This is a genomic window from Nonomuraea sp. NPDC052116 (assembly GCF_040680035.1).
In the GTDB taxonomy this organism is placed as follows: domain Bacteria; phylum Actinomycetota; class Actinomycetes; order Streptosporangiales; family Streptosporangiaceae; genus Nonomuraea; species Nonomuraea angiospora_A.
The window spans coordinates 38,169-58,338 of sequence record NZ_JBFAWA010000035.1 but is presented as its reverse complement, the minus strand read 5'-3'; the positions used below and the strand labels follow the sequence as shown (position 1 = coordinate 58,338).

Genomic DNA, 20,170 nt, shown 5'->3' with positions numbered 1-20,170 from the left:
GGACGATTAGCTCAGCGGGAGAGCGCTTCCCTGACACGGAAGAGGTCACTGGTTCAATCCCAGTATCGTCCACCAGTTCAAGAGTTGAAGCCCCAGCTCACGGCACATGCCGAGAGTCTGGGGCTTCTTGTTGTTCCGGGTCGATCATCGTTGTTGCCAGCACTGGTGCTGACATTGTGCTGACGCCCGACTCACCCCCACTACCTGTCCGGGAAGTCCCAACTCGCCCCCTGGCCCAGCTTCATCCACCACGATCGTTGCGAAGGTAATCGAGGTGGGGTTCTGTCGGCGCCCTGGGTAGCTGCGGTGGTTGCTATCACCGGTTCCATCTCCGCTGTCGGCTCGACGCTCTGTTGATCGGCCGGAGCGAGCTTGAGGCCCTCACCTTCGACGGCTTCGTCGTTGCCGTCATCCCGTGGCACGAGTGCCCGTGCAAGCTCCGTGACCTTGTCGAACAGGGCGAGAACGAACTCACGCCCCTCCGACCGCCAGATCAGGATGGGCAACGCCGGCGCCATTATGGCGACAACCGGGATGAGGAGAAGAACCAAGAGCGCGCCGAGAGCCACTCGCTGCCAGGTTGCGTTTAGAAGGATCATCTGCGATCCCGGTCCACGGTCCGTTGGGTCACTTCCCAGACGCTTGCGCGTCTTCCCCCCATGACCGCGTGTCCGCCAGCACGGGCATCGCGGATGATCCAGCCGCTTCGTCGGCCCTGAGTGACCATCCCCGCAGCACATCACTCTGGATCGCTTCGCAAAAAACACTAACCGTCCGCTCCGAACCGGGCAAGTGCTCCGAAGCGCCATGAGGAGGTAACGCATGGCCGCAGAGGGCCGGCCCTGAAGCAGACCGCCCGCCCATCCGTCCCAGGGACTACGGCGAGTTCGCCGTTGAGGCCGCGCAGCGCCGAGAACGGCCTCCTGAGTCGGTTACACCCTGACGCCGCAGCTCAGGTCGATCAAGATCCGACGCCCTGACCGGCCGCCATGCCGAGCCTCCTCGGCAACGGACTCCCGCCCTCGACGTCGTCCTGAAACGTCGGTGCCGAGTGCTTGGGTGGGCCTATGCGTTACGGCATCGACATCGCGATCCTCGGTGAGCTCGCAGAGCCATCGCGCTTGGTTCATCTGGCTCGGGAGGCCGAGGCCGCCGGATGGGATGCCGTGGTGGTGTGGGATCACCTTGCCTTCGCCTGGGGGACGCCATCGGCCGACCCGTGGGTGGTGCTGGCCGCCGCGGCCCAGGAAACCTCCCGTGTCCGGTTGGGCACCGCGGTAACCGCCGTGGCCCGGCACCGTCCGGAAACGCTGGCTCACACCGTGGCCACTTTCGATCGGCTGAGCGGCGGCCGGGCGATCCTGGGTGCCGGGCTGGGCGGAGTGACCGCCGAGTTCACCGCGTTCGGCTCGTCCCGGCCCGGTGGGAACGTGCTCGACGAGGCGCTGGAGGTCATCTCCTCGCTCTGGTCCGGCGCCGAGGTGCACCACCGGGGTGCCCACTACACGGTCGACGGGGTACGCCTGTCGCCGTTGCCCCTCCAGCGCCCCCGGGTCCCGGTGTGGGTCGGCGGCTCGGCTCCGGGCGCTCTTCGCCGGGCCGCTCGCTGGGACGGGTGGATCGTCGGCGGCGACGACCAGGAATGCCGCATGACGCTGTCGCCGGACTCGCTCGCCGTTCAGGTCGGAGAGGTGCTCCGGCACCGGCCTTCAGCCGCGGGTTTCGACGTGGCGCTCATCGGGGTCAGTGAGCCCGGCTCCTCGGTGAAGGCTTACGCCGACGCGGGCGCTACCTGGTGGCTGGAGCACCTCCACGGATATCGGGGCTCCATGGAGCAACTTGTGCAGCGCGTCAAGGCGGGGCCGCCGCACGCGGATTGAGGCCTTTGTCGTTCGCCTCCTGGCTGGTGCCGGCGTCACCTGTCGCGGTGGTGAAGCCGGAGGTGACGGCCCTGCCAGCGCGCCCGCAACCACCGGTCGTGGCTGGCGATCACGATCGCGCCGGGTCCCGCCGTGCCCATCGCCTCCTCCAGTTCGTCGGAGAGGCGGGGCGAGAGGTGGTTCGTGGGCTCGTCGAGCAGGAGCACCTCCGGCGGGTCCGCCACCAGCAGCGCCAGCGCGAGCCGCCGGCGCTGGCCGACGGACAGCTCGCCCACCCGCAGGTCCACGTCCCGCCGGCCGATCAGGCCGAGGGAGCGCAGCGGGATGGACTCGGCGCGCTCCGCTCCCAGTGCCAGCTCGTACGTCTCCCGCACCGTGCGGTCCGGCCGCTCGAACACGGTGTCCTGGGCCAGCAGCCCGACGGTCAGCCCGCGCCGCCGCCGCACCTCGCCCTCCGCGTCGAGCCGGTCGGCCAGTACCGCCAGGAGCGTCGACTTGCCCGCGCCGTTCGGTCCGGTGATCAGCAAGCGCTCCCCTGGCGACACGTCGAGCCGGTCGATCGCGAGCCGTCCCGGCACCCGTACGTCCCTCAACGACAGCAGGGGCGCGTGGGGAGCGGCGTTCTCCGGCGAGTCGGGTGCGGCGCCCTCGGGCGCGGGGGTGCTCAGGGCGGGAGTGGCGTCGTCCGGCGCGTGAGAGGCCAGGGCCGGAGCGGCGTCCTCCGGCGAGTGGGAGGCCAGGGCAGGAGGGTGGAAGCGGAGTGGCGCCGGTGGGGCGGGGACCTGGTCGCGTTCCAGCTCGGCCAGCCGCCGGGCGGCGTTGCGTACCCTGCGCGAGATCTGGCTCTGCACGCGCCCCCCGCGGTGCCCGTACCCCATCTTCTCGTTGTCGCGCCGCAGCCCGTCCAGCGCCACCCGCCGCGCCGTCACCGCGACGGACCGGCGCAGCTCGCCGAGCTCGGCCTGCTCCTCCACGTGCCGCTGCTCCCAGCGCTCCCGCTCGGCCCGCTTCTCGGCCAGGTACGCGCCGTACCCGCCCCCGTACCGGACAGGCCCGTCCACCGCGGGGTCGAGGTCGACCAGGTCCGTGCAGACCGCGTCCAGGAACGCCCGGTCATGGCTGGCCACGACCACGGCCCCGGTCATGCCGCACAGCTGCTCCTCCACGAACACCGCGGCGGCGTCGTCCAGGTGGTTGGTGGGTTCGTCCAGCAGGAGTGCCGCGGGCCGCCTGATGAGCAGCGCCGCCAGGGCGAGCCGCCCGCGCTGCCCGCCCGACAGCGACGCGAGCGCACGGGAACGCGGCGCGCCACCCAGGCCGAGCCGGTCGAGGACGATCTCCGCGCGCCGGTCGGCGTCCCAGGACTCGCGCTGTTGGGCCTGGTCGAGCCGGGCTCCGTACGCTTCGAGCAGAGCGGCGTCGTCCGGGGCCCCGGCGAGCGCCCGGGTGAGCCGGTCGAGCTCGGCCAGGTCCGCGCGCGCCTCGCGCAGAGCGTCGTCGAGCAGGTCGGCGACCGTGGCATCGCTGGCGAACGGCAGCTCCTGGTGCAGGAAGCCGAGGTCGGCCGGGCGGACGACGGTGCCGGAGTCGGGCTGGTCCACCCCCGCCAGCAGCCGCAGCAGGGTGGACTTGCCCGCGCCGTTCTCGCCGATCAGCCCGATCCGGCGGCCGGGGGCGGCGGTGAGGGTGACGCCGTCGAGCACGCGCCGCGTGCCCAGCGTCCGTACGAGGTCGCGGGCGAGCAGCGCGTCACTCACCGGCGGGCCCTCCGGTCTCCAGCAGCCGGCCGCCGGACAGCTCCAGCCTGCGCTCCACCCTGATCTCCGCCAGGAACCGTTCGTCGTGGCTGACCACCACGAACGCCCCCTCGTACGAGCCGAGCGCGCTTTCCAGCTGCCCCACGCTGACCAGGTCGAGGTTGTTGGTGGGCTCGTCGAGCAGCAGGAGCTGCGGAGCCGGATCGGCGCAGAGCACGCAGGCCAGCGTCGCGCGCAGCCGTTCACCGCCCGACAGCACACCCACCGGCAGGTGCGCGCGGGCGCCGCGGAACAGGAAGCGGGCGAGCAGGTTCATCCGCTCCGCCTCCGGCCTGCGGGGGGCGAACGCGGCCAGGTTCTCGGCCACGGTGCGCTCGACGTCGAGCAGGTCGAGCCGCTGCGACAGGTAGGCGACCCGGCCGTCGGCCCGCCTGGTCGTGCCGCCGTCGGGTGCCAGGTCGCCGCTGATCAGGCGTAGCAGGGTCGACTTGCCCGCGCCGTTGGGGCCGGTCAGCGCGATGCGTTCGGGCCCGCGGACCGTCAGGTCGACGCCCGGCTCGGCGAACAGGCCGCGGGCATGCAGGTGCTCGCCGTGGAACACCGTGCGCCCGGCGGGCACGTTCGTACCCGGCAGCTCCAGCGTGATCTTCTGGTCGTCGCGCAGTGCCCGCCCGGCCTCGTCGAGCCTGGCCTTGGCGTCGCTGACGCGGGAGGCGTGCATCTGGCCTGCCCGCCCGGCCGACTCCTGGGCGCCCCGCTTCATGTTCCCGGCGAAGATGCGCGGCAGCCCGGCGCTCTTGAGACTGCGGGCGGCGTTGCTCGCCCGGCGGTCGGCGCGCTCGCGGGCCTGTTGCATCTCCCGCTTCTCGCGCTTGAGCTCCTGCTCGGCGCTGCGCACGTTCCGTTCGGCGGCCTCCTGCTCAGCGCGTACGGCCTCCTCGTACGCGGTGAAGTCGCCGCCGTAGAAGCGGACCTCGCCCCGGTCGAGCTCGGCGATGCGGTCCATCCGGTCGAGCAGGGCCCGGTCGTGGCTGACCACGAGCAGGCAGCCGTTCCAGTCGCCGAGCACGTCGTAGAGCCGGCGGCGGGCGGCGAGGTCGAGGTTGTTCGTCGGCTCGTCGAGCAGCAGGACGTCGGGCCGCCTGAGCAGCTGCGCGGCCAGGCCGAGCGAGACGACCTGGCCGCCGCTCAGCGTCCGCAGCGTGCGGTCGAACACGAGATCGCCGAGCCCGAGCCGGTCGAGCTGGGCGCGGGTGCGCTCCTCGATGTCCCAGTCGTTGCCGATCGTGGTGAAGTGCTCCTCACTGGCGTCGCCCGACTCGATGGCGTCCAGCGCGGCGATCACCGGGGCGATGCCGAGTACCTCGGCCACGGTCAGGTCGCCGGTGAGGGGCAGGCTCTGCGGCAGGTAACCGAGCAGCCCGCCGACGGACACGCTCCCGCCTCCGGGCCGGTACTCGCCGGCGATCAGCTTGAGCAGCGTGCTCTTGCCCGCGCCGTTGGGGGCGACGAGGCCCGTACGGCCGCCGCCCACGGTGAAGGACAGGTCGCTGAAGACGGGCGTGTCGTCAGGCCAGGAGAAGGACAGGCTGGAGCAGATGATGAACGCGTCGGACATGCGAGAAGACCTCGTGAGAGAACGCGGGCGCGCCGAAGCCGCCCGGTAAAGGGGACAGGGGTTCGGGAATGACGACGAGGGCCACATCGGCGGCGGTCATGTGCGCCTGCCGGGGCCGGTCAATCTCCGGTATCACCCGGAGATGTCGTCGTCACCTGCCACGTCTGGTCTCCTAGCTTCTGATCACGAGCGTTTCACACCCTAGCACCCGCCGAGCGCCGGCTATCCCCTGGTCCCTTTCCCCCGGGCCCGCGCCCCAGCTATCCCCTGATTCCCTTCGCCCGGGTCCGCGCCACGGCTTCCGCGACCGCGCCGCGGTTGCCGTCGGCCCAGCCGACGTGCTGGACGATGCGCTCGATGCGCCAGCCGTCCGGGGTGCGGAGCATGTGGTTGGTGTACGAGCCGCGCAGCAGGTAGAAGTCGCCGCGCTCGGACCCTTCGAGGAGGTGCTGCGCGTACATGGCGGAGTGGCAGATCGCCCGGTCGGGATCGTCCGGGTCGAATTCGACGACATGGTTGGGGCTGAGGTGCTGTGTGGCGGTGAATCCGTCGAGGGCCTCGCTGATGCGGCGGACGACCTCGTCGCGGGCGAAGCTTCCGGCCGGGCTGCCCAGTTCGGAGTAGTCGGTGTACACGGGGTCGGTGAAACAGGCGGCGAACAGCTCCCAGTCACGGCGGTCGACGCCGATCGCGTACTTGGTGACCTGCTCGACGATCTCGACGCGGTCTTCGAGCCGGCGGATCCGGGCTTCGAGGTCGGTGGTCATGCGCGTTCTCCCAGCCGTTGAGGGCGGTCTCCGAGAGCTCAACCATACGGAGATAGATTATCCGGAGCAAGACGATATGAGACCGGACCATCCGAGGATCATGCGATAGCATCCGCTCGTGCACCGAGACAGTGACCGCCCCGTCCCGAGCGAAGACCTGACCTGGCTGGCCCACCGCGCCGCCGAGGCGCTCAAGGAGGCCTTCAACAGGGTGTCGCGCGCGGCCGGCCTCGCCGACCTGCGGGACTGGCTCGTCCTCGCCCTGGTCAGCGACGGCTCTCAGCGCACTCAGCTCGAGATCGCCCGCGAGCTCGACATCGACAAGACGACGCTGGTGGCCATCATCGACCGCCTGGAGAAGGACGGCCTGATCGTCCGCAACGTCTCCGAACGCGACCGGCGCGTCCGCATTCCGGCGGCCACGCCGAGGGGCGTCGAGGTGAAGAACCAGGTCGCCGTGGCCCGCGACGCGGCCATCAGCGAACGCCTCGCCGCCATCCCGGCTTCCGAGCATGCCAAGTTCCACAGCATGCTGTGGAACATCGTCGAAGGCGCCTGAAACAGCGTGGGAGGCGCTGTCTGGAATTCGGAGCGCGAAGCGGCCCCGTCGTGGAAGGCCGTGCTTTTCGGGAGGCGGGTCGGGCGGTGATAATGGTCCGCGCGTTCGGGATCGGCGGCTGTTAGCGTTATCGGCAAGGGGGTGAGCCTCCGTGAGATCCAGGGACGGCAGGCCTGCGGTGCTCATGGACGTAGCCGTGCTCGCCGGAGTCTCGGCCATGACCGTGTCGCGCGTGCTCAACGCGCCGGATCGGGTGCGGGCCGAGACCAGGGCGCGCGTGCTCGCCGCCGTGCAGGAGCTCGACTACCGGCCCAACCAGGCCGCGCGCCAGCTCGTCACCGGGCGGTCCGGGGTGCTCGGGGTGGTGAGCATCGACACCACCCTGTACGGGCCCGCCTCCACGCTCTACTGCATCGAGCAGGCCGCCAGGAACGCCGGGTTCAACGTGAGCATCGCCAGCCTGCCCTCGCTCAGCCGCAGGTCGATGGAGGAAGGCGTGGAACGGCTGCGCGACCAGGCCGTGGACGGGGTGATCATCGTCGCGCCGCATGAGTCGGCCGCCGACGGGCTGCGGCATCTGCCGGCCGAGATGCCCGTGGTCGCGGTCGACGCCGGGGACGACATCCCCGTGCCCGTGGCCAAGGTGGATCAGCGTACGGGCGCCGCCAGGGCCACCCGGCACCTGCTCAGCCTCGGCCATCGCACGGTGTGGCATGTGGCCGGGCCCGCCGACTGGCTCGACGCGAACGGGCGCATCGAGGGGTGGCGGGGCGTGCTGGAGTCCGCCGACCGGCCGGTGCCCGAGGTGCTGCGGGGTGATTGGAGCTCGCGCTCCGGCTACCAGCTCGGGCAGCAGCTGGCCCGGGATCCCGAGGTCACCGCCGTGTTCGCGTCCAACGACCAGATGGCGCTCGGCGTGCTGCGCGCCCTGCGTGAGGCCGGGCGGCGGGTGCCGGAGGACGTGAGCGTGGCCGGGTTCGACGACATCCCCGAGTCGGCGTACTTCTGGCCGCCGCTGACGACCGTACGCCAGGACTTCCACGAGGTGGGCCGGCACGCCTTCCACCTGCTGCTGGACCGGATGGCGGGAGCGTCGGTCGACGCGCGGCGGCTGGTGGAGCCCGAGCTGGTCGTAAGGGAGAGCACCGCCCCGGCCCCGGCCCCGGCCCCGGAGGCGTAGGAGCCGAGCTGGGCGTCAGCGGTCAGCCCCGCAAAGGGGCCGGGCTGAGCGCCAACGGTCAGCCCGGTGTGGTGGTTACGGGCGGGCCAGGCGGATCACGTTCCAGGAGACCGGGGGCAGGAGCACGCGGGCCGGGTCCTGCTCCACGTCCGGGTTGGCCCGGGGCGCGATCCGGTCCGGGTCGTCGGCCGTGTTGCGGGCGTAGACGTCCGGGTCCGTCAGGGTGGTTGCCTCGACGATGCGGGCGCCGCCGAGCGCCCGGGTGTCGATCTCCAGCGAGAGCGGCCCGTCGGTCGAGCGGTTGACGGCGAACAGCGTCGTGCCCTCCTCCGAGTGCGTGGCCACCGCGTGCAGCAGCGGCACCTCGCCGAACTGCGCCGTCTCGTACGACGGCGACACCGGCTCCACCCGCAGCACGTCGCCGGCCGCGAGCCGGGACGCCTGCGCGAACGGGTGGAAGGTGGTCTGGCGCCACGCCCGCCCGCCGGGCTCGGTCACGATGGGCGCGATGACGTTGACGAGCTGGGCCAGCGACGCGGCCGTGACCCGGTCGCTGTTGCGCAGCAGGGTGATCAGCAGGCCGCCGAAGGCGACGGCGTCGGCCAGGTGGTAGTGGTCCTCCAGCAGCCGCGGCGCGATCGGCCAGTCGGCGGGCGGCGCGGCGTTCTGGAAGCGCGACAGGTACCAGACGTTCCACTCGTCGAAGGAGATGTCGATCCGCTTGCGCGACTTCAGCCGGGCGCCGACGGAGTCGGCGGTGGCCACGACCGAGCGGATGAAGTACTCCATGTCGGTCGAGCAGGCCAGGAAACTGCCCAGGTCGCCGTCCTTCTCCTCGTAGTACGCGTGGCAGGAGATGTAGTCCACCACGTCGTACGCCTCCTCCAGCACCGTGGCCTCCCACGCGCCGAAGGTCGGCATGCTGGAGCTGGAGCTGCCGCAGGCGACCAGTTCCAGGGACGGGTCCACCATGCGCATGGCGCGGGCGGTCTCGGCGGCGAGCCGGCCGTACTCGTGGGCGGTCTTGTGCCCGGTCTGCCAGGGGCCGTCCATCTCGTTGCCCAGGCACCACATCCTGATCCCGTGCGGCTCCTTGGAGCCGTTGGCGATGCGCTGGTCGGACAGCGCGGTGCCGGACGGGTGGTTGCAGTACTCCAGCAGGTCGAGGGCCGCCTCGATGCCGCGGGTGCCGAGGTTGAGCGCCATCATGGGCTCGACGCCGGCCTTGCGGCACCAGCGGACGAACTCGTCCACGCCGACCTCGTTCGTCTCGGTGCTGTGCCAGGCCAGGTCCAGCCGGCGGGGGCGCCGATCGACGGGTCCGACGCCGTCCTCCCAGCGGTAGCCGGAGACGAAGTTGCCGCCCGGGTAGCGGACCGTGGACACCCCCAGCTCCCTGGTCAGGTCGAGCACGTCGCCGCGGAAGCCGTCCTCGTCGGCCGACGGGTGGCCCGGCTCGAAGATGCCGGTGTAGACGCAGCGCCCGAGGTGTTCGACGAACGTGCCGAAGGTGCGCCGCCGGACCGGGGCGACCTTGAACGCGGGATCGAGCGTGAGTTTTGCCTGGTGCACGGAGAGATCTCCTGGGTTTCGCGGGCGTTACGTGATCCAGATTGTTAGCGATAACAAGGAGGCCGGTCAAGGGGTGCGCCACCAGGTGGCGCTGGTCAGGGAGGGGCTTGACACGCCGGTTGTTACCGCTAACACTCGGGTAACCCCATCGAAACAAACGGCCCCCGACCTCAGCGGAAAGCGACAGCTCGCAGGAAGAGGCCACCGTGCAAGATCCCCCTCACATCTCCCGCCGCCTGCTTCTCGGCGGAAGCCTCGCACTCGCCGGCGCCGCCGCCACCGGATGCGCCATCCCCGTCGGGCTCGGCTCGTCCCGGACCCGGGTCCAGTACTGGCACTTCCTCGGCGCGAGCGACGGGATCATCATGAACAAGATGGTCCAGGCGTTCGCCAAGGACAACCCGGACATCTTCGTCGAGGAGAACGTGCTCGCCTGGGGCGAGCCGTACTACACGAAGATCGCGATGGCCGGCTCCGGCGGCCGCTCCCCCGATCTGGCCACCTTCCACCTGGCCCGCCTCGCCGGGATCGGCGCCGGGCAGATCCTCGACCCCATCAACGTGAAGCTGCTGGAGGAGGTCGGCCTGCGGGCCGCCGATTTCAGCCCGCCCATCTGGGAGCGTGCCCACCTCGACGGAATGCTGTACGCGATCCCGTTCGACGCCCACCCGATGGTGCAGTACTACAACACCGACATCTGCGGGAAGGCCGGGCTGCTCGGCCCCGACGGCAAGCTGAAGCCCACGACGGGCGTGGACGAGCTGGTGGCGGCGCTGAACAAGGCCAAGGAGGTGATGGGCGGCAAGCCCCCGCTGGCCTACGACGCGCTCGGCATCGGCACCGTGGGCCCCTGGCGCGTGTGGTACTCGCTCTACCCGCAGAGCGGCGGCACGCTGCTGTCGGACGACGGCACCAAGATCGCGATCGACGACGCCAAGGCGCTCGAGGTGCTGCGGTTCATGCGCCGGCTCGGGGAGGAGGGGCTGTGCGACCGGCGCACCGACTACGGGGCTTCGGTGGCCAACTTCACCAACGGCCAGGCCGCGTTCCTGTGGAACGGCGACTGGGAGACCACCGGGCTCAAGGAGCGCAAGACGCCGTTCAGCATGACCCGGTTCCCCAACGTGTTCGGCTCGGGGGCGGCGCAGGCCGACTGCCACTCGTTCGTGCTGCCGCACCAGCGCGACCGCGACCCCGAGGTGGAGCGGGCCACGTACCGGTTCATCGCCTACCTGGTCAAGAACAGCGCGGACTGGGCGGTCGCCGGGCACGTGCCCGCGTACCTGCCGGCGCTGGAGGAGCCCGAGTACCTGGCTCTCCAGCCGCAGTCGGAGTACCGCTCGGTCATCACCGACGTCGCGCTCGACCCGCAGGTGTGGTTCGCCGGGTCGGCGTCGCGGCTGTGGCTCGAGTTCGGGCAGGCCTTCTCCCCGGTCATCACCGGGGACCACACGCCGGAGGAGGGCCTGGCCGCGGCCAAGGCGGCGCTCGACCGGCTGCTGTCCGCCCCGAACCCCTTCCCCGCCGAGGAGCGCCAATGACCGAGCTCGTCGAGGTCATCGCACCGACGAAGGAGCGCGCATGACCGAGCTTGTCGAGGTCACCAATGAACACGGCACCTTGGTCGTGCGACCGACGAAGGAGGGCGCATGACCACTGTCGCCGCCCCCGCGACCGCCGCCCCCGTCGCCCAGGCGAAGGTCCGGCGTGGCTGGACGCAGCACGGGCTGCTGTTCGTGGCGCCGTTCCTGCTGATCTACCTGGCCTTCCTGGTCTGGCCGACGGTGCTCGGCTTCCGGATGAGCCTGTCGAGCGTGAACATCGCGGGCGGCAACAACCACCTGGTCGGGTTCGCCAACTACGCCGAGGCGTTCGCCGACCCGCGCATGTGGCACTCGCTGTGGAACACGCTGGTGTTCACCGTGCTGAGCACGGTCCCGCTGGTGCTGCTCGGCCTCGGGTTCGCGCTGCTGGTGCACCACCTGCGGTTCGTGCAGTGGCTGTGGCGGCTGTCGTTCTTCGGGCCGTTCCTGCTGCCGTCCGCCGTCGTGTCGCTGCTGTGGCTGCAGATGATCTACCCGCCCGACTACGGCCTGCTCAACGGCACGCTCGGCACGGACACGCTGTGGCTGGGCGACCCGTCGGTCGCCATGTGGTCGATGGTGCTGACCACGGTCTGGTGGACGGTCGGCTTCAACTTCCTGCTCTACCTGGCCGCGCTGCAGTCGATCCCGCAGCACCTGTACGAGGCCGCCGCCATCGACGGCGCCTCGGCCTGGGACAAGCTGCGCTCGATCACCCTGCCGCTGCTCGGCCGCACGACCGCGCTCATCGTGGTGCTGCAGCTGCTGGCGTCGCTGAAGGTGTTCGACCAGATCTACCTGATGACCGCCGGCGGGCCGCAGGACTCCACCAGGCCGATCATCGAGTACGCCTACGACGTCGGCTTCACCGGCTACCGCACCGGCTACGCCTCGGCCGTCTCGTACATCCTGTTCGTCCTGATCGTCATCGTCTCCCTGGCGCAGCTGCGGCTGTTCCGCAAGCGGACGGAGGTCTCGTCATGACCAAGCGGTTCAGCTTCAGCCAGCTCGTCCTGCTGGTGGTCGCCCTGGCCCTGGCGGTCGTCTGGCTCGCGCCCATCGCCTGGGCGATCGCCACCTCGCTCAAGCCGGAGACCGAGACCACGAAGGTCCCGCTGCAGTGGTTCGGCAGCGAGATCACGCTGGACTCGTACCGGCTGGTCCTGGGCACCGGCGGCATCGTCAAGTGGGCGATCAACTCGACCGTCACCGCGGTGATCGTCACGTTCCTGACCGTGCTGTTCTCGGCGATGGCCGCGTACGGGTTCGCGCGCACACAGTTCAAGGGGCAGCGGGTGCTGCTCGCGGTGATCCTGGCCGGGATCATGGTGCCGCCGCACGTGCTGATCGCGCCACTGTTCGCGGAGATGGTGGCGCTCGGGCTGGTCGACACCTGGTGGGCGATCATCCTGCCGCAGGTGGCGGCGCCGCTGATCGTGTACGTGCTGTTCAAGTTCTTCCAGGACGTGCCGCCGGAGCTGGAACAGGCGGCCTTCGTGGACGGGGCCGGGCGGTGGCGGGTGTTCTTCACGATCGTGCTGCCGCTGTCGCGCCCGGTGCTGGCCGCCGTGTCGATCTTCACGTTCATCACGACCTGGAACAACTTCCTCTGGCCGTTCCTGGTCTCCACCGACCCGAACACGATGACGCTGCCCGTCGGGCTGGCCAACGTGGTGCAGGGGACGTTCGGGCTGCGGTACGCGCAGATCATGGCCTCGGTCGTGCTGGCCGGGCTGCCGCTGCTGGTGGTGTTCGTGCTCTTCCAGCGGCAGATCGTACGCGGCGTCGCCCACACCGGCCTGGCCGGTCAGTGATCCCGCAGGTGCTCCCGCAGGGCGTCCCGGTCGTCCGGGACGCCGTGGGCGCGCAGGACCTCCTGGAGGTTGATCCAGCTCCACGCGTCGTCACCCAGGTCGGCGATGGCCGTGAGGGCGGCGCGCCGTAGCTCCGGCGCGTCCGCGACGGTCTCCAGGAGGTCGCCCGCGATCGGGAAGGCGTCCACGGGCTTCGCGGCCGCCAGGCGGGCGATGAGGGCCTGGGCCCGGGCGGGCGCCTCACCGGGCAGGCGTCGCTTGCTGACGCGGGCGGCCAGCGTGGCCAGGTCGCCCTCGGCGTACGGGAGCGGGGTGTCGCCGGTGGCGGTGAGAAGCCTGACGACGGCGTCGCGGGCCTGCTGGGGCGCGTCCTCGCCGTGCAGGTTGACCAGCGCCAGCGCGGCGGCGTCGCGTACGAGGCCGTCGGCGTGGCCGAGCCCGCGCTCGATCGCCCCTGCCGACGCCCCTGCCGACGCCTCTGCCGGCCAGGGCAGCAGGGAGAGCGCGAACATCGCCGTCGCGACCGCGACCGGGCCGGCGTCGGCCTCGACGAGGCCGGCGAGCGCGGGCCCGGTGGTGTCCGCCTCCTCGGGGAACCAGCTCACGAGGTACGCCGCGGCCGTCCTGACGTGCGGATCCCCGTCGGCCAGGAGGGAGATCGGCAGGTTCTCTCTGACGGCGTCGTAGGAGGCCAGCATGGCGGCGTCGAACATGCGCTCCAGCTTGTGGTCGTACGTCTGCCGGACGTAGGCCCGGTCCCTGCGGACGGCGTCGTTCGGCGCCTCGGCCACCCACTGCTCGAGGTGGGCGTCGGCCTCCTCCTTGCTCCTGGACTGCACGCCCGCGCTCTCCTCGCGCCAGCGCGCGATGCCGACGCCTTCCGGCAGGTGGCCCTCCTCGTAGCCGAGGGCCAGGGAGGCGAGCAGATGGAGGATCAGCTCACGGTCGGGCGTGGCGGGGTCGGCGGCGAGGCGGGCCAGGAACGGCACCGCGTGCGGGGTGGCCGGGAAGCGGGTGCCCTGGTGGAAAATGTTGCCGTAGAGCGCCGACATGGCTTTCTGGCGCTCGCCTTCGTCGGCGGACGCGAGCGCCCGAATCTGGCCGGGCACGTCCGTGGCCCGGCCGTAGGCGTGCTTCAGCTTGCCCCAGGAAACGCGATCGAGATCGTCCACGCGCGCGAGCGTATCGGCAAATATCAGATTACGTCCGCCGTTTACCGTTGCCAGGGAATTGCCAGGAACGATGGGTAGTCTCCCTCGGCATGAACTGGCAGCGCAAAATGAACAAAGCGCTGGTCAGGTTCACCGGATTCCAGATCGAACGTGTAGGAAAAGCGGCTCCTCCCCAGCCCGTTCCCGAGATCAGACCGCCCGCGGATCCGGCGACCGACCGGTTGCTCGACTCCCCCGTCTTCCTCCTGTCCCCCGTGCGGTCCGGTTCGACGCTCCTGCGCGCGATTCTGAACGCCCACTCCGCCCTGCACGCCCCTCACGAGCTGCACGTACGCCGCCTCCGCGTGCAGTTCGACACGAACCTGGCGGCCAAGGCGATGACGGCCCTCGGCCACAACCAGGCCGATCTGGAGCATCTGCTGTGGGACCGCGTCCTGCACCGGGAGCTGGTACGCAGCGGCAAACGGTTCATCGTGGACAAGACCCCCGCGAACGCCTTCGCCTACCAGCGCATCGCCGCCTGCTGGCCCGACGCGCGCTTCGTCTTCCTGCTCCGCCACCCCGCCTCGATCGCCGCGTCCTGGCACGAGGCCAGCCCCGACAGGCGCACCCCCGAGGAGGCCGCGCTGGACGCGCTGCGGTACATGAAGGCCGTGCAACGGGCCAGGTCAGCCCTGCCCGGCCTGACCGTCAGGTACGAGGAGCTGAGCGCCGACCCGGAGAGGGTGACCCGCGAGATCTGCGAGTTCCTGGGCCTGGAGTGGGAGCCGGGGATGCTCGCCTACGGGAAGCAGTCCGTCCTGGAGAAGGGCCTCGGCGACTGGCGCGACAAGATCCGCTCCGGCGCCGTGCAGCCCGCGCGGGAGCTCCCCTCCGCGGACCAGGTCCCGGACGCGCTGAAACCCATGTGCCGGACCTGGGGGTACCTCACGTGAAGATCCGCTACCTCATGCTGCACGCGTACGGCATGGGCGGCACCATCCGCACCGTCGTCAACCAGGCCAACGCGATGGCCGCCGCGGGCCACGACGTCGAGCTGGTCAGCCTGGTGCGGCGGCGCGACACCCCCCAGTTCGCGCTCGACCCGCGGGTCGGGATCACCGCGCTGGTGGACCAGCGCGGCGGCAGGGTGCCGGACTCGTTCGGGCGCAGGGCCTGGCGCAGGGTACGCGGCAAGATCGTGCCGAGGGGCGAGTTCGCGGCCGACTACTTCACCGAGCGGGTGGAGTGGGCGGCGATGGAGTACGTCTCCGGCCTGCGCGACGGCGTCCTCGTCACCACCAGGCCCGCCCTGAACCTGATCGCCGCCCGCCGCGCCGCCAAGGACGTCGTCAGGGTCGCCCAGGAGCACATGAACCTGTCGGCGTACCCCGACACCATCCGCAGGGAGATCGCCCGCCACTACGGCCGGTTCGACGCGGTCACCGTGCTGACGCGCACCAACCGCCTCGAGTACCAGCGCCTGCTGCCCTCGACCCCCATCGTGCAGATCCCGAACGCGGTCCATCAGGCCGACCAGGAACGTTCCCAGCAGGTCAATCCCGTCGTGGTCGCGGCCGGGCGGCTGGTGCCGCAGAAGGGGTTCGACCTGCTCATCACGGCCTTCGCGCAGGTGGTGCGGGAGCATCCGGAATGGCGGTTGCGCATCTTCGGCACCGGGCCGCGCAAGGGCCAGTTGCAGGGGCTCATCGACGGGTTCGGGCTGGGCGAGCACGTGTCGCTGGCCGGGCGCACCGACCGGCTGGACAGGGAGCTGGCGGAGTCCTCCGTGTACGCGCTGAGCTCCCGGTTCGAGGGCCTGCCGATGGTGATGATCGAGGCCATGACGCACGCGCTGCCCGTGGTCGCCTTCGACTGCCCGACCGGACCCCGGGACGTGCTGACCGACGGGGTGGACGGCGTGCTCGTGCCGCCGCGGGACGTGGACGCGCTGGCCGCCGCGCTGAGCCGGGTCATGGGTGACCGGGAGCTGCGGGTGCGGATGGGGAAGGCGGCGCACAAAGCGTCGCGTGCGTACGCGCCTGAATTGGTGATGCCATTGTGGGAGGATTTGTTCTCGGAGTTGCTGGCGGGTGAGCGCGTGGCCGACAACTTCTGGACGTCCGGGAAAAGATTTACCTGACCGATTCCTTCGGCATGGCCGGGCTTTCCGCGCCCTTTGTCGCGAAATATCGCCCATTTCGGCAAAAGCATCTCAAAGGGCGCGGCAATCTGGAGCGATGCGTATCCGGAAAGCCCACCTGGCCGCTGCGGCAGGTGCCCTTGCCCTGGTCACGGGGCTCACCGCACCCGCAAGCGCCGCCGCCCCCGTCCACACCGTCCAGCAGGACGCGCCCTCGGTGTACGGCAGCGCCGCCTACCTGATGGACGCCTCGTCCGGCAAGGAGCTGTTCAGCAAGAACGCCGACGACCGCCTCCCGATCGCCAGCGTCACCAAGATGATGACCGCGTACGTCGTCCTGAAGACCGCCAAGCCCACGGACGTGGTTCAGGTCAAGCGGGAGGACGTCCAGTACGCGGAGGACGGCGGCGGCACCACCGCCGACCTGCGGCCCGGCGACCGCCTCACCGTCGGCGAGCTCCTGTACGGCCTCATGCTCCCCTCCGGCGCGGACGCCGCCCACGCGCTCGCCCGCACCTACGGCCCGGGCGTCGGCGGCTTCGTCGGCAAGATGAACGCGACGGCGCGCGAGCTGGGCATGAACGACACCGAGTACGTCAACGCCGACGGCCTGCCCAAGCGCGGCGGGGACGGCTACTCCACCGCTCGCGACCAGAGCATGCTGGCGGCCAAGGCCGTGCAGGTGCCGCTGATCAAGGAAGTGGCCGGGACCCGGTACCACTCGCTGGACGCCACCTCCGAGCACCGCTCGTACAGCTGGCGCAACACCAACAAGCTGCTCGGGACGCCGGGCGCGATCGGGCTGAAGACCGGGTTCACCCGGGCGGCCGGGTTCACGCTGGCGTTCGCGGGCGAGAAGCGCGGCCACACGCTGGTGGGCGCGCTGCTCGGCGAGTCGGACTCCAGCCGCCGCTTCGACACGGCGGAGGCGCTGCTGTCCTGGGGTGCGGCCCGCGAGTCCGCCTGACCGAAGCCCGGGCGGACACCATGGACGGTGTTGATCCTTTGGACTAGTTTGCCCGACATGAAGCTTCGAATCGCGTTGAGTGCGCTGTCAGCGGCCGCCGCCGTACTCGCCGCCCCGGTCCCCGCCGCCCACGCCGGGACCCCCAAGGTCGGCTGGGAGCTCAAGGAGACCGGGGTGACCGCGCGCCTGCGCGGCCTGTCGCCCGTCAGCCGGGACGTGGTCTGGGCCTCGGGCTCGGGCGGCACCGTGCTGAGGACCGTCGACGGCGGGCGGAACTGGCAGAACGTCTCCCCGCCCGACACCTCCGCGCTCCAGTTCCGCGACATCGAGGCGTTCGACGAGCGCAGGGCCGTGGCGCTGTCGATCGGCGAAGGCACGGACTCGCGCGTCTACCGGACGGAGGACGGCGGGCGCACGTGGACGGAGGCGTTCAGGAACGACGAGCCCCGCGCGTTCTACGACTGCCTGGCCTTCTTCGACCGGCGGCACGGGCTGGCCATGAGCGACCCGGTGGACGGCAGGTTCCGGATCCTGGCCACGGACGACGGCGGGCGGAGCTGGCGGGTGCTGCCGGCCGACGGGATGCCGCCGGCGCTGACGGGCGAGGCGGGGTTCGCGGCGAGCGGGCAGTGCCTGGCCACCGCGGGCGGCCGGGACGCCTGGCTGGCCAGCGGCGGGGCGGAGCGGTCACGGGTGTTCCACTCGGGCGACCGCGGACGCACCTGGACGGTCTCCGACACCCCGATCCCCGCGGGCGACCCGGCCCGCGGCGTCTTCGGCCTGGCCTTCCGCGACCGCCACCACGGCCTCGCGGTCGGCGGCGACTACCGCCCCGACCAGCCCTCCCCCAGCGCCGCCGCCCTCACCCGGGACGGCGCCACCACCTGGCAACCCGCCACCACCCCACCGCCCGCCTACCGCTCCGGCGTGGCATGGCTCCCGCACCTGCCGTTCGCCGCCATCGCGGTGGGGCCTTCGGGCAGCGACGTGACGTGGTCGGGCGGGCGCACCTGGGAGACCTTCGACAACGGATCGTTCGACACGGTGTCCTGCACCCGCGACCTCTCCTGCTGGGCCTCCGGCGACCAGGGCCGCCTCGCCCACCTGACCCTCCGATAACCCCGTAGGCGGTGTCACCGGACGCCGCGGGGGCGGAACTGGATGCTGATGCGCGGCCCCGCCGGCCGGGAGGTCTTCGGGATCGCGTGCTCCCACATCCGCTGGCAACTCCCGCCCATCACGATCAGATCCCCGTGCCCCAGATCCCGCCGGATGGAGGGCCCGCCGCCACGCGGCCGGAGCAGGAGCGGGCGGGGGGTGCCGACCGAGACGATCGCCACCATGGTGTCCTCGGTGCTCCCCCGCCCGATCGTGTCGCCGTGCCAGGCCACGCTGTCGCGCCCGTCGCGGTAGAAGCAGAGCCCCGCCGTACGGAACGGCTCCCCCAGCTCCTCCCCGTAATGATCGTCGAGGGCCCGGCGGCAGTCCTCGAGCACCGGATCCGGCAGGGTCTCGTCCTCGTCGTAGAACTTCAGCAGCCGCGGCACGTCCACCACCCGGTCGTACATGCGCCGCCGCTCCGCCCGCCACGGCACCGTCCCGGCCAGCCGCTCGAACAGCGTGTCGGCCCCCGTGAGCCAGCCCGGCCGCAGGTCGATCCAGGCGCCGTGGTCGAGGTGAGTCCTGCGGACCGTGGCGCCGAGCGGCCCGACCCCGAGCTCCTCGTCGAGGCCGAGCAGAGATGCTTGGAACGAGGCTGTCATGCGGCCAGTGTATGCCTTTGTTCAAACACGCATTCGACTGGCCATCGCCTTGGTCGATTGACTGCTCCCCCGCCTGCTGAAAACGAGGGATTCCTGGCTCACGCTGCCTGACCGTCCAGCGGACGGTCAGGTCTTACGCGATCAGCACCAGCCGGGTTCAGACCAGCCCGGACCAGCATCACGCGTGCGGAGTTCTTGTCTCTCGGGGAGACGGCTCCGCACACGGCGCAGGTGTAGGTACGTTCGGAGAGAGGTAGTGCGTGCTTGGCTCTCGCTCCGCACTGTGCGCAGTCCATGGTGGTGTGCGCGGGGTTGACGAGCCGCAGCTCACGGCCGTGCTTGCGGGCCATCTCAAGCAGGGCGCGCTTGGTCGCGCCGATGGCCGCGTCCGCGGCCTTGCGCGCCATGCTGGACTTGGCCAGGAACTTCGGACGGAAGTCCTCTACCGCGATCACATCATGGTCGCGAACGACTTTCTTGGCCCACTTGCGGCCGGTGTCCTGGCGCTGGCGGGCGATCTTCTTGTGCTTCTTTGCGCGCAGCTTCTTCGCCTTGCGGTAGCCCTTCGAGCCCGGCTGTCCTTGGGCGGGTTTGCGGCGGGCCATCATCCGGTCGTACCGGGACAACCTCTTGGCGGCCTGCTTGCCGTACTCGGCGTGCGGCAGGTCATAGTCATCGCTGGTCGTGGTGGCGACCTCTTTCACTCCCCAGTCGATGCCGATCGCCCGCCCGTTGGCGGGCAGCGGTTCGGCCCGGGCGGGCACGACGAAAGAGCAATACCAGTGGCCGAGACCGTCCCGGAAAACGCGCACGCTGGACGGGTCGGCAGGCAGGCGGCGGGACCACACCACGGTCAGGACGATGTTCCCGGCTAGGTGCAGACGGTCGTCCTTGAGGCGGAAGCCGCGCCGCGTGTAGTTCAGGCTAGGGTCGGCCCGGTCCCTCTTCTTGAAGCGGGCATCCCGGCCCGCTGCCAGACGGGCAGCCGGTCCTTGATGTCCTTGAGTGCCTTGGCGCGGGACCTGGCGAAGTCACGGATAATCTGCTGCTGCGGCACCGACGCCCCCGCCGCGAGCCATTCGTGCTCGCCGCGCCACCCTGTCAGCATCTTGTCGAGCTGGGCCGGGCCACAGGTCTGCTTGTCTTCTGGATGGATCCTATTGTGCAAGTGCGCGGCCTTGGATGTGGCTACGCACTGATTCCACACCCAGCGGCAACGGTCCCACTCGCCCAGCAGAGCGCGACCAGCCGTGCGCGACACACGAAGCCGGAAGGTGTACCGGGCATACCCGGCATCCTCGCCCGCAATCGCTACCGCAGTCACGGTCGCTTAATCTATCGAGGAGGTACGACAATTTTGAGCGTTCGTTGTCGTCTGAGTCCGGATCGTCTGGGCGGCGATTCAGCCATCCCTGC

Annotated in this window: 19 protein-coding genes and 1 tRNA gene; 11 read left to right on the top strand and 9 right to left on the bottom strand. The window is 70.7% G+C overall.

Annotation, left to right across the window (positions count from 1 at the left end):
• Positions 1-75 (top strand) — tRNA-Val (locus tag AB0L65_RS47290).
• Between the two features lie 125 nt (positions 76-200).
• On the opposite strand, the gene AB0L65_RS47285 is transcribed toward AB0L65_RS47290, so the two are convergent.
• The gene (locus AB0L65_RS47285; RefSeq protein ID WP_364260459.1) at positions 201-599 is read right to left on the bottom strand and encodes a hypothetical protein; all 399 of its coding nucleotides are present in this window, start codon (positions 597-599) and stop codon (positions 201-203) included.
• Between the two features lie 468 nt (positions 600-1,067).
• Between AB0L65_RS47285 and AB0L65_RS47280 the strand changes: the two genes are divergently transcribed.
• Complete coding sequence (locus tag AB0L65_RS47280) at positions 1,068-1,880, top strand: LLM class flavin-dependent oxidoreductase (RefSeq protein WP_364260456.1); 813 nt, start codon at positions 1,068-1,070, stop codon at positions 1,878-1,880.
• Between the two features lie 35 nt (positions 1,881-1,915).
• On the opposite strand, the gene AB0L65_RS47275 is transcribed toward AB0L65_RS47280, so the two are convergent.
• The 3 genes from AB0L65_RS47275 to AB0L65_RS47265 form a co-directional block, all read right to left on the bottom strand.
• Complete coding sequence (locus AB0L65_RS47275) at positions 1,916-3,637, bottom strand: ABC-F family ATP-binding cassette domain-containing protein (RefSeq protein ID WP_364260453.1); 1,722 nt, start codon at positions 3,635-3,637, stop codon at positions 1,916-1,918.
• Positions 3,630-5,255, bottom strand: a complete 1,626-nt coding sequence (locus AB0L65_RS47270) for an ABC-F family ATP-binding cassette domain-containing protein (RefSeq protein ID WP_364260451.1) — start codon at positions 5,253-5,255, stop codon at positions 3,630-3,632. Before AB0L65_RS47270 ends, AB0L65_RS47275 begins: the two co-directional genes overlap by 8 nt.
• Positions 5,256-5,515: 260 nt before the next feature.
• Positions 5,516-6,022, bottom strand: coding sequence for a nuclear transport factor 2 family protein (locus AB0L65_RS47265; protein ID WP_364260448.1), 507 nt, complete (start codon positions 6,020-6,022; stop codon positions 5,516-5,518).
• Between the two features lie 118 nt (positions 6,023-6,140).
• Between AB0L65_RS47265 and AB0L65_RS47260 the strand changes: the two genes are divergently transcribed.
• Entirely contained in the window at positions 6,141-6,581 is a 441-nt protein-coding gene (locus AB0L65_RS47260) for a MarR family transcriptional regulator (RefSeq protein ID WP_364260445.1), read from the top strand.
• A 184-nt stretch (positions 6,582-6,765) separates the two neighbouring features.
• Positions 6,766-7,761: a LacI family DNA-binding transcriptional regulator gene (locus AB0L65_RS47255; RefSeq protein ID WP_364260689.1), complete on the top strand. Its 996-nt coding sequence runs from the start codon at positions 6,766-6,768 to the stop codon at positions 7,759-7,761.
• A gap of 75 nt (positions 7,762-7,836) precedes the next feature.
• On the opposite strand, the gene AB0L65_RS47250 is transcribed toward AB0L65_RS47255, so the two are convergent.
• Positions 7,837-9,333 (bottom strand): alpha-N-arabinofuranosidase, encoded by a 1,497-nt coding sequence (locus tag AB0L65_RS47250; RefSeq protein WP_364260442.1) that lies wholly within the window; start codon positions 9,331-9,333, stop codon positions 7,837-7,839.
• A 206-nt stretch (positions 9,334-9,539) separates the two neighbouring features.
• Here AB0L65_RS47250 and AB0L65_RS47245 point away from each other — a divergent pair, with 206 nt between their 5' ends.
• The 3 genes from AB0L65_RS47245 to AB0L65_RS47235 all read left to right on the top strand — a co-directional run bounded on the left by AB0L65_RS47245 (position 9,540) and on the right by AB0L65_RS47235 (position 12,730).
• Positions 9,540-10,874, top strand: a complete 1,335-nt coding sequence (locus AB0L65_RS47245) for an extracellular solute-binding protein (protein WP_364260440.1) — start codon at positions 9,540-9,542, stop codon at positions 10,872-10,874.
• A gap of 108 nt (positions 10,875-10,982) precedes the next feature.
• Positions 10,983-11,900, top strand: coding sequence for a sugar ABC transporter permease (locus AB0L65_RS47240; protein ID WP_364260437.1), 918 nt, complete (start codon positions 10,983-10,985; stop codon positions 11,898-11,900).
• Complete coding sequence (locus AB0L65_RS47235) at positions 11,897-12,730, top strand: carbohydrate ABC transporter permease (RefSeq protein WP_350727033.1); 834 nt, start codon at positions 11,897-11,899, stop codon at positions 12,728-12,730. Before AB0L65_RS47240 ends, AB0L65_RS47235 begins: the two co-directional genes overlap by 4 nt.
• On the opposite strand, the gene AB0L65_RS47230 is transcribed toward AB0L65_RS47235, so the two are convergent.
• A complete protein-coding gene (locus AB0L65_RS47230; RefSeq protein WP_364260434.1) occupies positions 12,724-13,902 on the bottom strand; it encodes a hypothetical protein in 1,179 nt (392 codons plus the stop codon). The genes AB0L65_RS47235 and AB0L65_RS47230 overlap by 7 nt on opposite strands.
• An 89-nt stretch (positions 13,903-13,991) precedes the next feature.
• Here AB0L65_RS47230 and AB0L65_RS47225 point away from each other — a divergent pair, with 89 nt between their 5' ends.
• The 4 genes from AB0L65_RS47225 (at position 13,992) to AB0L65_RS47210 (ending at position 18,110) form a co-directional block, all read left to right on the top strand.
• The gene (locus AB0L65_RS47225; RefSeq protein ID WP_364260431.1) at positions 13,992-14,837 is read left to right on the top strand and encodes a sulfotransferase; all 846 of its coding nucleotides are present in this window, start codon (positions 13,992-13,994) and stop codon (positions 14,835-14,837) included.
• The gene (locus AB0L65_RS47220; RefSeq protein ID WP_364260428.1) at positions 14,834-16,024 is read left to right on the top strand and encodes a glycosyltransferase family 4 protein; all 1,191 of its coding nucleotides are present in this window, start codon (positions 14,834-14,836) and stop codon (positions 16,022-16,024) included. Before AB0L65_RS47225 ends, AB0L65_RS47220 begins: the two co-directional genes overlap by 4 nt.
• 97 nt (positions 16,025-16,121) lie before the next feature.
• Positions 16,122-16,991, top strand: a complete 870-nt coding sequence (locus AB0L65_RS47215) for a D-alanyl-D-alanine carboxypeptidase family protein (protein WP_364260425.1) — start codon at positions 16,122-16,124, stop codon at positions 16,989-16,991.
• A gap of 57 nt (positions 16,992-17,048) precedes the next feature.
• Positions 17,049-18,110: an oxidoreductase gene (locus AB0L65_RS47210; RefSeq protein ID WP_364260422.1), complete on the top strand. Its 1,062-nt coding sequence runs from the start codon at positions 17,049-17,051 to the stop codon at positions 18,108-18,110.
• Positions 18,111-18,124: 14 nt separating this feature from the next.
• Here AB0L65_RS47210 and AB0L65_RS47205 read toward each other — a convergent pair whose 3' ends face one another.
• From AB0L65_RS47205 to AB0L65_RS47195, 3 genes are all read right to left on the bottom strand, one after another.
• Positions 18,125-18,754: an alpha-ketoglutarate-dependent dioxygenase AlkB gene (locus AB0L65_RS47205; RefSeq protein WP_364260419.1), complete on the bottom strand. Its 630-nt coding sequence runs from the start codon at positions 18,752-18,754 to the stop codon at positions 18,125-18,127.
• Positions 18,755-18,852: 98 nt separating this feature from the next.
• A complete protein-coding gene (locus AB0L65_RS47200; RefSeq protein WP_364260686.1) occupies positions 18,853-19,677 on the bottom strand; it encodes a transposase in 825 nt (274 codons plus the stop codon).
• On the bottom strand, positions 19,674-20,078 hold the full coding sequence (locus AB0L65_RS47195) for a hypothetical protein (protein ID WP_364260416.1): 405 nt from the start codon (positions 20,076-20,078) through the stop codon (positions 19,674-19,676). Before AB0L65_RS47195 ends, AB0L65_RS47200 begins: the two co-directional genes overlap by 4 nt.
• Positions 20,079-20,170: the final 92 nt, after the last annotated feature.

Excerpts from the sequence above, each read along its gene's own strand:
- AB0L65_RS47285 (WP_364260459.1), bottom strand. The coding sequence starts at position 599 with ATGATCCTTCTAAACGCAACCTGGCAGCGAGTGGCTCTCGGCGCGCTC.
- AB0L65_RS47280 (WP_364260456.1), top strand. The coding sequence starts at position 1,068 with ATGCGTTACGGCATCGACATCGCGATCCTCGGTGAGCTCGCAGAGCCA.
- AB0L65_RS47270 (WP_364260451.1), bottom strand. The coding sequence starts at position 5,255 with ATGTCCGACGCGTTCATCATCTGCTCCAGCCTGTCCTTCTCCTGGCCT.
- AB0L65_RS47265 (WP_364260448.1), bottom strand. The coding sequence starts at position 6,022 with ATGACCACCGACCTCGAAGCCCGGATCCGCCGGCTCGAAGACCGCGTC.
- AB0L65_RS47255 (WP_364260689.1), top strand. The coding sequence starts at position 6,766 with ATGGACGTAGCCGTGCTCGCCGGAGTCTCGGCCATGACCGTGTCGCGC.
- AB0L65_RS47240 (WP_364260437.1), top strand. The coding sequence starts at position 10,983 with ATGACCACTGTCGCCGCCCCCGCGACCGCCGCCCCCGTCGCCCAGGCG.
- AB0L65_RS47235 (WP_350727033.1), top strand. The coding sequence starts at position 11,897 with ATGACCAAGCGGTTCAGCTTCAGCCAGCTCGTCCTGCTGGTGGTCGCC.
- AB0L65_RS47225 (WP_364260431.1), top strand. The coding sequence starts at position 13,992 with ATGAACTGGCAGCGCAAAATGAACAAAGCGCTGGTCAGGTTCACCGGA.
- AB0L65_RS47215 (WP_364260425.1), top strand. The coding sequence starts at position 16,122 with ATGCGTATCCGGAAAGCCCACCTGGCCGCTGCGGCAGGTGCCCTTGCC.
- AB0L65_RS47210 (WP_364260422.1), top strand. The coding sequence starts at position 17,049 with ATGAAGCTTCGAATCGCGTTGAGTGCGCTGTCAGCGGCCGCCGCCGTA.
- AB0L65_RS47205 (WP_364260419.1), bottom strand. The coding sequence starts at position 18,754 with ATGACAGCCTCGTTCCAAGCATCTCTGCTCGGCCTCGACGAGGAGCTC.